Origin of the sequence: Rhizobium leguminosarum, assembly GCF_010668065.1 — a bacterium.
Taxonomy (GTDB): domain Bacteria; phylum Pseudomonadota; class Alphaproteobacteria; order Rhizobiales; family Rhizobiaceae; genus Rhizobium; species Rhizobium leguminosarum_S.
On record NZ_WUEN01000003.1, the window covers coordinates 336,840 to 349,572 of the forward strand.

Here is a 12,733-nt window from a genome sequence, read left to right on the forward strand (position 1 = left end):
CAGAGCGGAGAACGACGATGAAGCCTTTTCTATTTTTTCCGGCCATCATGGCCCCGTTGCGGGCCGGTCTTTTGACATGCCTTCTTGCAATGGGGGCAGGCTCTGCGGCCGCCGCCGACAATCCCTATAACCTGATCGAGCCCGGGACTATCAGCGTCGGCACGATGGGCGATTCCAAGCCCTATACGTTTGCGACGGCGGACGGCCAGTTCACCGGTTTCGATATCGAGCTGTTTCTCAACGTCGTCTCCCGCCTCGGCTTTCAAAAAGACAAGGTGACGTTCACCGGCCAGGAATTTTCAGCACTCCTGCCGTCGGTCGCAAACGAAAGGTTCGACGTTGCCGTTGCGGCGATCGGAACCACCGAAGCCCGCAAGAAGACCATCGACTTTTCCGACGGCTATCTTGCCGGTTATCTCTCTGTCCTGACCCCGGATGCCGGCATCAAGGATGCCGATGGCCTCAAGGGCAAGCGTCTCGGCGTCGTGCAGGGGACCTTGCAGGAAGTCTACGCAACCAAGAATTTCGGGGGAACCGATCTGGTAAAATTTCCCGACAACAATTCCGCTGTGGCCGCCCTCAACAACGGAACGGTCGATGCGCATTTTCTCGACTACGAGGCCGCCAAGCAATATGGCGAGCGCTATCCCGCGCTGAAGGTCGCCGTGAATATCCCGTCCTTCGATGCGCCTGCTGGCTTCGTGGTCCGAAAAGGAAATGATGCCTTTCGCACGGCGCTCAACGGCGCGCTTCACGATGCGATGCAGGACGGCACCTGGAAGACCCTTTACGAAAAGTGGTTCCCCGGCTCACCGATGCCGGAACAGTATCTTCCCAAGAAGTGACGCCGTAAGCCGCCCGCTTATGGGCGGGCGGCTTATCAAGGCTCTGCCGGACGGCGGCGTCTGCATCGGCAAGAATTCATGGGGATCTGAATGAACTGGCTTGAAAATCTGCGCCGCAGCTTCCTGGACTGGGACGCCATGGCGGAAGTGCTGCCGAGCATGATCAGCGTCGGCCTGAAGAATACGCTGATCCTGGCCGCCGCCTCGACCGTGCTCGGCGTCATCATCGGTATGGCGCTTGCCGTGATGGGCATCTCGCAATCCCGCTGGCTGCGGCTGCCGGCGCGCATCTATACCGATGTCTTCCGCGGGCTTCCGGCGATCGTCACGATCCTGATCATCGGTCAGGGGTTTGCCCGGATCGGGCGCGAGATCTTCGGTCCGTCTCCATTTCCGCTCGGCATCCTGGCGCTCAGCCTGATTGCCGGAGCCTATATCGGCGAAATCTTCCGGTCCGGCATTCAAAGCGTCGAGCGCGGCCAGATGGAAGCCTGCCGGGCGCTCAGCATGAGCCACGGGCAGGGCATGCGCCTGATCGTCATCCCACAAGGCATCAGGCGGGTTCTGCCGGCGCTGGTCAATCAATTCATCGGAAACGTCAAGGATTCCAGCCTCGTCTACTTCCTCGGATTGCTCGCTTCCGAGCGCGAGATCTTCCGGGTCGGCCAGGATCAGGCCGTCGTCACCGGCAATCTGTCACCGCTGCTGCTGGCGGGCGTCTTCTATCTCGTCATCACTGTGCCGCTGACCCACTTCGTCAATTATATCGATGCGAGACTGCGGCTCGGAAAACAGGGCCGCGGCTCGGGTGCTGCGAGCGGATTGGTCGAGGTAAGCGAGTTGCGGGCCGCTGCCGGCCCCCATCCCACGGGCACGGCCGAGGAGAGTACGCCGCGCTTCAAGGGCGGCGCCCTGAACATCCGGGACCTCACCATGGCCTATGGCGATCTCGACGTGTTGAAGGGTGTCGTTCTCGACATCGCCGCTGGTACCGTCACCTGCATCATCGGCCCTTCCGGCTCGGGCAAGTCGACGCTGCTGCGCTGCATGAACAGGCTTGTCGAGCCGAAGGGCGGCGACATCCTGCTCGATGGCGAGAGCATCCTGGCGATGAAACCGGAGAGGCTGCGCCGGCGTGTGGGCATGGTGTTCCAGCACTTCAACCTGTTTCCCGACCACACGGCACTCGAGAACGTCATGCTTTCGCTGACCAAGATCAAGAAGATGCCGAGGCAGGAGGCGCGGCGCATCGCCGAGGCGCGTCTGGCCGAGGTCGGTCTCGCAGAGCGTAGGGATCATCGGCCCGCAGGTCTCTCAGGTGGGCAGCAGCAGCGCGTCGCCATCGCACGCGCGCTGGCCATGGATCCGGAGGTCATGCTGTTCGATGAAGTGACGAGTGCGCTGGATCCCGAGCTGGTGAAGGGCGTGCTCGACCTGATGGCCGCTCTCGGCCGCCAGGGCATGACGATGGCCGTGGTGACGCACGAGATGGGATTTGCGCGCAGGGTGGCCGATCAGGTCGTCTTCATGGATGAGGGCCGCATCGTCGAGGCCGGCTGCCCGCAGCAGATCTTCGACAATCCCCGAAGCGAGCGGCTGAAGCGCTTCCTTGCTGAAGTTCTCTGAAGCGCCTGAGGCAACGCATGGTGCCCCCGGTCGTCCTCACGCCGGATGCGCCGGATTTCGTTCGATGTAGCAAGAGCAGAAAACAAGGTTATCGACATGAATGCTTCCACCAAACCTTCGAAGGTCGTCGTCATCGGCGGCGGGATCTTTGGCGTCTCGACCGCTGTCCATCTGGCACGGTTCGGGGTCCGCACCGTGCTCATCAATGATGGCCCGCTCGCCAACGGCGCCTCCGGCCGTTCGCTCGCCTGGCTCAACTCGGCGCGCAAACGCTCCGATGCCTATCACCGTCTGCGTTTGGCCGGCATAGATCGCTATCGCACGCTGGCGGTGAGGTATCCCGATGCGTCGTGGCTGCGCTTCGACGGGGGCTTGACCTGGGATGCGGACGATGCCGCCAACGAGATCGCCGAGATCTTCGGCTATGAGCGAGATCTTGGCTATCACGCGCAATGGCTCGCGCCGCAAAGAATTGCCGCCGTGACGCCGGGTGTCGACGCAAGTGTGGTGACGCGGCAAGGCGCGATCTTCAATCCCGGGGAGGGCTGGGTCGATCTTCCGTCCTTGATCGGCACGCTCGTGGAAGAATTCCGCACGCTGGGCGGCGAGATCGTCACGGACGCGGGTCGCGCGACGGTCGATGTCGAAAGCGGGAGCGCCCGTGGCGTGATCACGGCAGACGGCATGCGCCGGGATGCTGATGCCGTGCTGCTTGCTGCCGGCGGCGACGTTCCGGCCATCGTCGCCGAGGCCGACCAGCATATCGGCGATGCAACGCCTGTCGCCCTTCTCGTCCGGACCAAGCCGATCCACCATCCGCTGAAGGCCGTGCTCAACACGCCTCGCGTCGCCATCCGGCCGACGCCCAACGGTGGCTTCGCGCTCGACGCCGCCTGGTCCGAGGAAGAGGTGAGCGTGAAGCCCGACGGCAGCTATGATGTCAGGCAATCGACGCTGGAAGGATTGCTGCGCGAGGCCTCCAGGGTTCTCGAAGGCAATCCGGTACTGGAGGTCGAAGATTATGGGGTCGGCCCGAAGCCTATCCCGGGTGACGGCGAGCCCGTCTTCGGCGAACTGCCATCGATCTCGGGTTATTTCGTCGCCTTCAGCCATAGCGGCGCCACCCTCGGCCTGATTGCCGGCGAATTGCTGGCGGACGAGATCGTCACCGGACGCCGCCATCCGCTGCTGGCAGACTTTCGGCCGGAGCGTTTCAACGCATCGCGAAGATGAAGGCAGCAGCGGAGGCCGATGCATCCTTCTGAGCCGTCGAGCGTTCTATCGCCAGGAACAACTGGAGACACATCATGTTCAAGGACGAACTCGGGGACACCGGCACAAACAAGGATATGCGCGACGGTGTGGAAACCGCGCCGGCCTCCTTCGAAGAGGCGAGCATCAACCCTGATCTAATCAGACGTGAGGGTTTCGCCAGCGAGGCCGAATATCGGGCATACATTGCGACGCTCGGCGATTACGCTTCCGTTGGAGACACCGTCGATGAGCCCCTCCCGATCTACGAGGGTCATGTCCTGGAAGGCCGTCTGCAAGAACTGCGAGAAGAACTCGAAAACCTCCGCGCTCGCCTTCACGTGATCCAACATCAGGCCGCGACCGTCGTGACGGAGAACGTCCGATGGGCCGATGCCAGCGCCCATGCGCAGCTCGGCAATCAGCCTTGGCTCAAGCTGGCAGGTGCAATGGCGGCGACCTTCGTCGTCACGAGGGGCATCATGCGGTTGCCGCTGGGAGCCGTGGCGACGACGGCGCTACCGTTGGTGGCGGCGGCGATGAACCGGAAGCTTGTCCAGCGTCGATAACTATCAGGCAAAGCCGATTTCCGCGAGCAGAGGCAGGTGGTCCGAGGCAATCCTTGTCAGGCGGTTTTCCAGGACCGCTGCCTGTTTGACGATGAGATCGTCAGTGACGAAGATGTGGTCGAGGCGCATCAGCGGGTAGCGCGAGGGAAATGTCGCTCTCGGCGCGGCGCTGCCTGCGAGCTGGGCGTCTTTCAACGACCGCGCGGCAAGTCGGTAAGTCGCCGATGACGGAATGGCGTTGAAATCGCCGCAGAGGATGGTTGGAAGAGGTTCATCCGTCGTGCCGCGCAGCCAGCCGGGATTCAGCAATGTCGTCATCTGCCGGATGCGTTCGCGGCCGCGAAGGCCGAGATGGGTGTTGACGACCAGCAGTTTTCTGTCGCCGACCAGTATTTCGACGGAAATGGCGCCGCGCTGTTCGCCGATGGATGGCAATGGTCCGGCCTTGACCGCGCCTGTCGGCAGCGAAGTGATGATCGCATCGCCATACTGCTCCTCAGCGATCGACAGCGCCGGATGGAAATGAGCCTGCATCTTCAAAAGCGAGGCGATCGCATGGGCCTGGTCGACGCCGCCGGTCCTGCGCCTGAGGACGTCGACCTCCTGAAGAGCGACGATATCAGCCTCGGCCTCGGCGATGACAGAAGCGATGCGGCCGGGATCGAGCTTCCGGTCGCCGCCGATACAACTGTGCACGTTATAGGTCAGGAGTTTGATTGATTTATCCGGCATGGGCCCCGCTGAACTCGTTCCCCCCAGGGGGAAACATAGAAGTTCCCCCCGGGAGAACATAGAAGTTCCCCGGAGAACATAGAACTTGTTCTCCGGGGAACACAAAACTCGTTTGATCGTTCCCGATTATCGAACCATCGCGCTCGCACTCTTGAGGACAATCGATGAGCTTGAAAAGTATGATCTGGAATGGACTGCTCGTTGCTGCCCTTTGTCTTGCGGTCTTTCTCCTCTATCGGATCTTCCAGCAATACAGCCTCGATCAGATCGTCCAATCGGTTCGCAGCATCCCTTTTTCGACCTTTTGCACGGCACTTCTCTTTGCGGCGGGGTCCTATCTGTGCCTGAGCTGCTTCGATCTCCTGGCGATCCGCTCGCTCGGCAAATCCTTGCCCTATTCCAGGATTGCGCTGGCGTCCTTCATCAGTCTTTCGCTCGGCCACAATATCGGCTTTGCGGGCCTCAGCAGCGGCGCCTTTCGCTATCGTTTCTATTCGCGCTGGGGGCTGACGGCGGAGGACGTGGCGAAGATCATCCTGTTTTGCGGTGTCACGGTGGGGCTCGGGCTGATCACGCTTGGCGGCATCGCCATGATCGTCAATCCCGGCGATGCCGGGCGCCTGCTGCGCGTCGATCCGGCAAGTGTGCGCATCTTCGGCGCGCTGGCGCTGGTCGTGCCGGTGGTCTATGCGGGCCTTTCGTTTTTCATCCGCGGCACGTTGCGGCTATGGCGCTGGTCGTTTCAGCTACCGCGATTTTCGATCGCGGTCGCACAGGTCGGGGTCGGGACAATCAATTTCATGCTCGTCGCCGCCTGCCTGCACCAGATGCTTTCGGCCTTCGGCGACGTTGCCTTCTTCAGGTCGGTGACGGCTTACGTGCTTGCCAATTCGGCGATCCTCGCAACGCATGTTCCGGGTGGTCTCGGCGTGCTCGAGGCGACGGTCTCCTATGTCGTGCCGAAGGAGGCGTCGATCGGCGCGTTGATTGCCTTTCGCTGCGCCTATTTCTTCATTCCGCTGGCGCTCGGCACGACGCTTCTCGTCATCAGCGAGGTGATCTTCCGACGGACGTCACGCGGGGCGAATGAGGAGGCGGACGAGCGCGCCGAGGCCCAGTCGGTCTAGAGGGGTGAAGGGTCGAACCGGGTCGAAGATCGCCGTGCCTGAAATCGGCGAAATGCTGCCCGGCAGCTCGACGGTGAATTCCCGCAAGCCCCGGGGGCCGTCATTGAGCGCGTCGACTGCCTCGATCAACGAGCCGCTTTGCATAAAGGCTTCGGCAAAACTTTCCGGGGTGGTTCCGAGATATTCCGAAAGCAGGCGATTGCGCAGATCCACGATCGCGCGGCGGTGCGCGTCATTACCTGCCTCGACGAGCATGTCGCATTCGCCATCCAGCCCTTCCGAGCGATTATTGAGGTTGGAGGAGCCGATGCGGACCAGTTCGTCATCGGCGATGATCAGTTTGGAATGGACGAGCACCTCCACCTCGCTCTCTTTCGCCGTGACTGGCCCGGGCACGATTGGTCCGGGCACGACGGCATAGTAGACGCGCAGGCGATCGGCGTGATCGGCGCGTTTGAGGCGGCGGATGACGCGGTCGCGATTGCCGCCCATGACAATCTTTTCGATCAGCCCATGAGAACTGCGCGTGCAGATGATGACAACTTCGGGGCCGTCTTCCTCCTGTAGCCGCGCGGCAATGGCGTCGGCGACGCGGAAGGAGGCAAGATATTGCGCCTCGATGTAAAGCTGCCGCCGCGCCCGGGCGATGACGTCCAATGTCATGGCGATGCCGTCGCTGATGCCGGGGCGAAAAGCGGTCGACGGCTCCGTCAGCGCGAAGCTGACCGCGATCTCCCTCATCGAAACGGCGAGATCGTCCGGCCAGGAAAAAGGGACATCTTCGGCCAGCGGCAGGTGGCTTTCACCGGTGGCGTTTTCCCAGCGCCGCCTGGCGATATCGCCGATCAACCTGGCAGCATCGCCGGTGACCATTGCCTGAACGTCATGCAACGGATCGTAGGAAACGCCCTCGGGGTCGCGCCGCAATTTATCCTTGGCGCGGTGGAGCCAGGTGTCCCACCGGCGCGACGTCACGTCTATGCCGCCGATGAAGGCGACGGCGTCGTCGATGCAGACGAGTTTCTGATGGTGGCAGCCGCGCAATGTCGGCTGAAGTTCGAAGCGCAGATCGATCTGCGCATTTCTGGGAAAGTCCTTCTTCCGCAGCGGCTGCAGGGACTTGCCAGAATAAACGGGACCGAGCGCCCAGATGAGGATGCGTATTTCGAGCTTCGGATTTGCCGCTGCCAGGGCATGCAACAGGTCGGCCAGCGTTTCGTCGGACTTATCGGGTTCCAACCGGATGTTCGGATTGAAATCCCACCCGACGATCCAGATGGTGCGCCGCGCCTGCCGCAACGCGCGCGCCAGCTCTGAGAAATAGCTGTTGCCGTTGATCAGGAAGGCCGCCTTGGCAGCGCTCCCTTCCAGGGACAAGGCGCTGCCCTCCTGTTTTTGGCGGTCGCCCGGCCGTTGTGATTTTGTCTGGGGCAAGCTCGGGTTATTGAAGATGGTTTCGAATGTCGTCATGATTGCCTCGGCCTCTAACTGGAGCACAAACGCCCGGAATTTGCCTGGGTTCCCCGATAGCGTCGGCCAGTGGCGCGCTACGGGCCGCCTGCGATGCAGAATGCAAGGAAACGAGATGTCACAACGAGCAGGCAGCGCCGATCTTCCCCTTCACGGGGGACGCGTGCCGCATTGGCTCGGCGACCGGATGACGCGGCTCGGGACGCTGATCACCGAGGCAGTCGTCCATCACTATGGCCGCGACGAATTCCTGCGCAGGCTGGCGCATCCCTTCTGGTTCCAGTCCTTCGGCGCGGTCATGGGCATGGACTGGCATTCCTCAGGCATCACGACCAGTGTTCTCGGCGCGTTGAAGCGCGGGCTGAAGCCGCGTGCCGGCGAGCTCGGCCTGCATGTCTGCGGCGGCCGCGGCGCGCATTCGCGCAAGACCCCGCAGGAGCTCGTGTCGATCGGCGAGCGTGTCGGTCTCGACGGGGAGGGGCTCGCGACCACCAGCCGTCTCATCGCCAAGGTCGATAGCGCCGCTCTTCAGGACGGGTTTGATCTTTATCTGCACGGGTTCATCGTCGCCGATGACGGCCATTGGGTGGTCGTGCAGCAAGGCATGAACGGTGATAAGCGTCAGGCCCGGCGCTATCACTGGCTGTCCGAAGGCCTGGAGAGTTTCGTCGACTCGCCTCATGCGGCAATCGAGGGAAGGAGCCAGGGCGAGATCGTCAATCTTGCCGACCGGCGCGCCGAACGTTCGCGGCGCGGTCAGCTCGATCTGCTGGCGACCCTCGGTCCCGACCGGATCATCCGCGAAGCCGCCGCACTACTGCGTGCCGAAGCACCGGCGCCCGAACCCACCGCACAGCCGATGCTGCCGCACCTGATCATGCCCGCCCATCACGATGTCCGCGAGAGCGACGTCAACATGCGGCGCCTGCATGGAAATCTGGCTGCCGCTGCCGACCGCGGGCCGGCGGATTTCGAAGAGCTGCTGCTCGTTCCAGGCGTCGGCGCCCGCACGGTGAAGGCGTTGGCGATGGTGGCGGAAGTCGTTCACGGGGCGCCCTGCCGCTTTTCCGATCCGGCGCGCTTCTCGATCGCCCACGGCGGCAAGGACCGCCATCCTTTTCCGGTCCCGCTCAAGGTTTATGACGAGACGATCGCCGTGATGAAATCGGCGGTGCAGAAGGGCAGGCTCGGACGCGAGGAGGAGTTGCAGGCGCTCAAGCGCCTGGACGATCAGTCCAGGCAGATGGAACGCTATGTGACAGGTCCCGATCTCAAGGAAATCATCGCCGGCGAATTCCGCCAATCCGCCGATTTCGGCGGCCGGAGCGTCTTCGGCTGGGAGGAGCCGCCCGCAGAGTAGGGCGCCTCTTTATGCCACTATCTTAACTCGCTGAGCCAGGCAGGGTGACCTCGCCGTTTTCCTCACCATCCCAGTACCGGATGGAGGATGCTGAAACTTTGATAAGAACGATACCGGGAGTGTCCACACCTTCAGGAAACCACCGCTCGAGATCGGGCACCCAATGTTCTTGGAATGCCGCCTTGTCCCGCACCAGCGAGGCGAAGCCCTCGACAGCGATGAAAATCCCCGGCTTGCCGAGGAGGCTGGGAGGCGCCGTGAACGTCAGCAAGACGGTGTCGATGCCTTCGATCTCCGTGATTTTCCTGCTGTCCTCATACGAAAAGAACCAGGAATCCCCGTCATATTCGACGTCGCCGTTATTGCTCATCGGTCGGGCCGAGATGCGGCCCGACCCGGCATTCGTCGACAGCATGCAGAAATCGATCTTCTTCAGTTGCGAGGATAGGTCTTCGAGGGTCATGGACGCCATTGTGATCTCCCAGGTTTGAATGCTCGGGAGTAGCGTGCAAGCGTCCAGATTGTTCCGTGGAAAGCCCACGTGACTGCGTCTCTATCCGTTCCACTGAGCTTCCATCCAAGCAGTGGGACGGATGACCGTGGTGAAGACGGCCGAGCCGTTAATGACCGTCGGGCGGGACGGCTTCGACCGGAACCGTCTCTTTCAGATTCTTCCGGTGGAAGATGAAGAGCCCCGCAACGACGATGATTGCGGCCCCGACGATGATCTGCGCATCGGGAATATCGTTGAAGAAGAGGTAGCCGAGGACGATCGCCCAGAGCAGCAGCGTATATTGCAGCGGCGCGAGCAGCGATGCCGGCGCGAGCTTCAGCGAGCGGGTGATAAGCAGATGCGCGCAGGTGGCAACGATGCCGAGCAGCAGCATGCCGGACCAATCGATCAGCGTTGCCGGCTGCCAGTGACCGATGCTCAAGACGATGCCGGTGACGAGCGCGGCGATCGTCTGCCATGTCACCAGCGTCGTGTCGCTGGTCGAGCGCAGATAGCGGCTCATCACCAGCGACAGCGCAAAGGCAAGGCTGCCGGCAAGACCGAAGAGCGATGGAAGCGACAGCATCGCCGTGGACGGACGCAGCGCGATGACGACGCCGGCAAAGCCGATCAGAACGGCGAGCCAACGGCGCCAGCCGATCTTCTCTCCGAGAAAGAAATGCGAAAGCGCCGCAATATAGATCGGTCCGGCCATATAGAAGGTCATGACGTCTGCGAGCGGCAGATAGGCGACGGCAGCGTAGAATAGGGCGACATCGACAGTCGCCATGAAAACACGGATGAACTGCAGGCCCTTCTGCTCGACGCGGAACAAGGCCATCGGCCCTTGCCGGAGGATCATTGGTCCGAGCACGATGAAAGCGCCGACCGAGCGGATCACAAGCACCTGGCCGACGGCAAAGCTCGCGACCAGCCACTTGCCCATTGCATCGTTCAGCGCAAAAAGCAGATCGCCGAGCAGCATCAGTAGGACGCCAGTCATGATCAGGTTTCCGGCATTGGCTACGCCAGTCTTGGTCGTCATCTCTCGCATCCTCGCAAAGCAGCCGCGCATGCGTGGCCGAGTGCGGCTTCTGCCTTAACAATGCTGATGTCAAGCCGCCGGTGCGGCGGATCAGACGCCCAGAGCATGATGCCGAAAAGTGTGAGCGGTTTTCGGACGACATCATGCTCTATTTCTTTGATCTAGAGCGCCCAATCATCCCAATTCTGGACTTCGGCAGCCTTGTCCTCGCGGCAAATGGTTTCCAGCGCCAGCGAGGCACGACTGGAGTGCCTTTGTTTATGCCGCAGGATCGCAAATTGGCGGGACGGCAGAGGGAAGCGCGCCTTTACCAGCAGGCCTTGCGTCAAGAGCGGCGCGGCCACGGCACCTGAGACGACCGTCGCGCAGAGGCCCTCTCTTGCTGCCGATATGACCGCCTCGTTCGACGGCAGCTCAAGCGCGACAGCCAGATCTGCGGGGACTATGCCGAGATTGGAAATCGCCGCCTCGAAAGCCGATCGGGTTCCGGAACCCTTTTCCCGCATGACCCATTTTGTGCCCGAAACCAGCTCTGCCGGTGCAATTGGTTTGCCACGCGCCCAGGGATGGCGCGGACCGACGACGACAAGGAGTTCGTCCTCGGCAAGCGGTTGAACATGCAGCGCCGGCTCGTCAACGCTGCCTTCGACGAAACCGACTTCGGCCAACCCATCGAGAACCGCTTTTGCTGCCGTGGTCGTGTTGCCGATCATCAGCTTCAGGTCAATGCCCGGGTAGCGGATTTTGAAACGCATCAGCATCGCCGGCAGCCAGTAGCTTGCGATGGTCTGGCTCGCAAAAACGACCAGTTCACCCTTTTGCAAGCCGCCGAGATCGGACAGGACGAGCGCTGCGGCCTTTGCGCGCGCCAGCGTCGCTCTTGCCTCGCCCAGAAACACCCGACCTTCATATGTCAGTTCTATGCGGCGTCCGACGCGGTGGAAAAGCTCGACGCCATAGGAGGTCTCGAGATTGCGGATAGCCGAACTGACAGCCGAGGGCGTGAGCCCGATCGCGAAGGCAGCCTTGGTCAGATGCTCACGTTCGGCAACCGCGACGAAAATGGAAAGCTGTTCAAACGTCATGATTCAATCGTTCGATTTTACCGAATAAACTATGCTATACTATTCAATGGAAGTCGACAATTGAGTGTGGGAGATTGCAGTCCTCCGCAAGGTCTTGCCGATGATCGTTTCCGCCTCACGTTCCCTGTCGCTTCCTGCCGTCCTGCCGGGGCTTGTCCTGTGTGCGGCAGTCACGCTTTCTGCCTATCTCATTGAGCAGCTGCAGATGATGGTTTTCGGCTCACATTGGATCGAGAGCCTCGTGCTCGCCATTCTGATCGGCATTGCCGTGCGCTCCTCGATCTGCCTGCCGCAGACGTTCATTCCCGGCATCCAATTCGCCGCCAAGACGCTGCTGGAGATTGCGGTCGTCTTGCTCGGCGCCTCGCTCAGCACGGCTGCCATCAGGCAGGCCGGACTGCCGCTTGTCGGCGGAATTGCCGTTCTGGTTGCTCTGTCTTTGGCCGGCAGCTTTGTTATCGGGCGGCTCTTCGGGCTGTCGGCCAGCCTGGCGACGTTGGTTGCTTGCGGCAACTCGATCTGCGGCAATTCTGCGATTGCCGCCGCAGCGCCGGTGATCGGCGCCAAACCGGACGATATCGCGGCCTCGATAGCTTTTACCGCGCTGCTCGGCATCGGTGCAGTGCTGACGCTGCCGCTTCTTCATCTGTTTTTGGGTTTGAGCGCTGTACAATATGGCGTTTTCGCAGGGCTGACAGCCTATGCCGTCCCGCAGGTCTTGGCGGCCACGGCCTCTGCCGGAGCCGTCAGCACCCAGGTGGGCACACTCGTCAAACTGATCCGCGTGATGATGCTCGGACCTGTCATCCTTGTGCTCGGCGCAATTCATGGCCGCCGTCCTGGCGGTTCGCCAGTCAAGCTCCGCCATGTTCTCCCATGGTTCATCCTCGGTTTTGCAGCCATGGCGACGCTTCGTTCGCTCGACGCGATCCCGGCACCGCTGCTGTCCGGGATGTCGGCTGTCTCCGCCGCCTTCACCGTCACCGCCATGGCCGCTTTGGGCCTCTCCGTTGATGTCAGATCCGTCGCCCATACCGGCGGTCGTGTCCTCGCAGCGGCGGCGCTGTCGCTATTGGCGCTGGCGGCACTCGGGCTTTGCCTGATCGGGCTGCTGAATATCGTCTGATCGA

General features: G+C 61.8%; 12 protein-coding genes. 7 read left to right on the forward strand and 5 right to left on the reverse strand.

Annotation, left to right across the window (positions count from 1 at the left end; translation table 11 throughout):
• Positions 1 to 17 precede the first annotated feature (17 nt).
• The 4 genes from GR198_RS09980 to GR198_RS09995 all read left to right on the forward strand — a co-directional run bounded on the left by GR198_RS09980 (position 18) and on the right by GR198_RS09995 (position 4,291).
• Positions 18 to 845, forward strand: a complete 828-nt coding sequence (locus GR198_RS09980) for an ABC transporter substrate-binding protein (protein WP_164024356.1) — start codon at positions 18 to 20, stop codon at positions 843 to 845.
• Positions 846 to 935: 90 nt separating this feature from the next.
• A complete protein-coding gene (locus tag GR198_RS36090; RefSeq protein ID WP_164068669.1) occupies positions 936 to 2,471 on the forward strand; it encodes an amino acid ABC transporter permease/ATP-binding protein in 1,536 nt (511 codons plus the stop codon).
• A 96-nt stretch (positions 2,472 to 2,567) separates the two neighbouring features.
• Positions 2,568 to 3,704, forward strand: coding sequence for an NAD(P)/FAD-dependent oxidoreductase (locus tag GR198_RS09990; protein ID WP_164068671.1), 1,137 nt, complete (start codon positions 2,568 to 2,570; stop codon positions 3,702 to 3,704).
• A gap of 74 nt (positions 3,705 to 3,778) precedes the next feature.
• Positions 3,779 to 4,291, forward strand: a complete 513-nt coding sequence (locus tag GR198_RS09995; RefSeq protein WP_029871253.1) for a hypothetical protein — start codon at positions 3,779 to 3,781, stop codon at positions 4,289 to 4,291.
• 3 nt (positions 4,292 to 4,294) lie between these two features.
• On the opposite strand, the gene GR198_RS10000 is transcribed toward GR198_RS09995, so the two are convergent.
• The gene (locus tag GR198_RS10000; RefSeq protein WP_164068673.1) at positions 4,295 to 5,023 is read right to left on the reverse strand and encodes an endonuclease/exonuclease/phosphatase family protein; all 729 of its coding nucleotides are present in this window, start codon (positions 5,021 to 5,023) and stop codon (positions 4,295 to 4,297) included.
• A gap of 164 nt (positions 5,024 to 5,187) precedes the next feature.
• On the opposite strand from GR198_RS10000, the gene GR198_RS10005 reads away from it, so the two are divergent.
• Complete coding sequence (locus GR198_RS10005; RefSeq protein WP_164068676.1) at positions 5,188 to 6,150, forward strand: lysylphosphatidylglycerol synthase domain-containing protein; 963 nt, start codon at positions 5,188 to 5,190, stop codon at positions 6,148 to 6,150.
• Here the strand turns inward: GR198_RS10005 and GR198_RS10010 are convergent.
• Positions 6,097 to 7,620, reverse strand: coding sequence for a phospholipase D-like domain-containing protein (locus GR198_RS10010; RefSeq protein WP_164068678.1), 1,524 nt, complete (start codon positions 7,618 to 7,620; stop codon positions 6,097 to 6,099). The genes GR198_RS10005 and GR198_RS10010 overlap by 54 nt on opposite strands.
• A gap of 115 nt (positions 7,621 to 7,735) precedes the next feature.
• On the opposite strand from GR198_RS10010, the gene GR198_RS10015 reads away from it, so the two are divergent.
• On the forward strand, positions 7,736 to 8,980 hold the full coding sequence (locus GR198_RS10015; RefSeq protein ID WP_164068680.1) for a DUF763 domain-containing protein: 1,245 nt from the start codon (positions 7,736 to 7,738) through the stop codon (positions 8,978 to 8,980).
• A gap of 22 nt (positions 8,981 to 9,002) precedes the next feature.
• Here the strand turns inward: GR198_RS10015 and GR198_RS10020 are convergent, their stop codons facing one another.
• The 3 genes from GR198_RS10020 to GR198_RS10030 form a co-directional block, all read right to left on the reverse strand.
• Positions 9,003 to 9,452 carry a pyridoxamine 5'-phosphate oxidase family protein gene (locus tag GR198_RS10020; RefSeq protein WP_164068682.1) on the reverse strand — a complete coding sequence of 150 codons (450 nt, stop codon included), beginning with the start codon at positions 9,450 to 9,452 and terminating at the stop codon, positions 9,003 to 9,005.
• Positions 9,453 to 9,600: 148 nt separating this feature from the next.
• The gene (locus GR198_RS10025; protein ID WP_164068684.1) at positions 9,601 to 10,518 is read right to left on the reverse strand and encodes a DMT family transporter; all 918 of its coding nucleotides are present in this window, start codon (positions 10,516 to 10,518) and stop codon (positions 9,601 to 9,603) included.
• Positions 10,519 to 10,679: 161 nt separating this feature from the next.
• Positions 10,680 to 11,603, reverse strand: coding sequence for a LysR family transcriptional regulator (locus GR198_RS10030; RefSeq protein ID WP_029871245.1), 924 nt, complete (start codon positions 11,601 to 11,603; stop codon positions 10,680 to 10,682).
• A gap of 64 nt (positions 11,604 to 11,667) precedes the next feature.
• On the opposite strand from GR198_RS10030, the gene GR198_RS10035 reads away from it, so the two are divergent.
• Positions 11,668 to 12,729, forward strand: coding sequence for a YeiH family protein (locus GR198_RS10035; protein ID WP_164068686.1), 1,062 nt, complete (start codon positions 11,668 to 11,670; stop codon positions 12,727 to 12,729).
• Positions 12,730 to 12,733: the final 4 nt, after the last annotated feature.

Bases quoted from the DNA above. Each gene is read 5' to 3' on its own strand.
- GR198_RS10025 (WP_164068684.1), bottom strand. From the start codon at position 10,518: ATGACGACCAAGACTGGCGTAGCCAATGCCGGAAACCTGATCATGACT.
- GR198_RS10030 (WP_029871245.1), bottom strand. From the start codon at position 11,603: ATGACGTTTGAACAGCTTTCCATTTTCGTCGCGGTTGCCGAACGTGAG.
- GR198_RS36090 (WP_164068669.1), top strand. From the start codon at position 936: ATGAACTGGCTTGAAAATCTGCGCCGCAGCTTCCTGGACTGGGACGCC.
- GR198_RS09980 (WP_164024356.1), top strand. From the start codon at position 18: ATGAAGCCTTTTCTATTTTTTCCGGCCATCATGGCCCCGTTGCGGGCC.
- GR198_RS10000 (WP_164068673.1), bottom strand. From the start codon at position 5,023: ATGCCGGATAAATCAATCAAACTCCTGACCTATAACGTGCACAGTTGT.
- GR198_RS09990 (WP_164068671.1), top strand. From the start codon at position 2,568: ATGAATGCTTCCACCAAACCTTCGAAGGTCGTCGTCATCGGCGGCGGG.
- GR198_RS10020 (WP_164068682.1), bottom strand. From the start codon at position 9,452: ATGGCGTCCATGACCCTCGAAGACCTATCCTCGCAACTGAAGAAGATC.
- GR198_RS09995 (WP_029871253.1), top strand. From the start codon at position 3,779: ATGTTCAAGGACGAACTCGGGGACACCGGCACAAACAAGGATATGCGC.
- GR198_RS10015 (WP_164068680.1), top strand. From the start codon at position 7,736: ATGTCACAACGAGCAGGCAGCGCCGATCTTCCCCTTCACGGGGGACGC.
- GR198_RS10005 (WP_164068676.1), top strand. From the start codon at position 5,188: ATGAGCTTGAAAAGTATGATCTGGAATGGACTGCTCGTTGCTGCCCTT.
- GR198_RS10010 (WP_164068678.1), bottom strand. From the start codon at position 7,620: ATGACGACATTCGAAACCATCTTCAATAACCCGAGCTTGCCCCAGACA.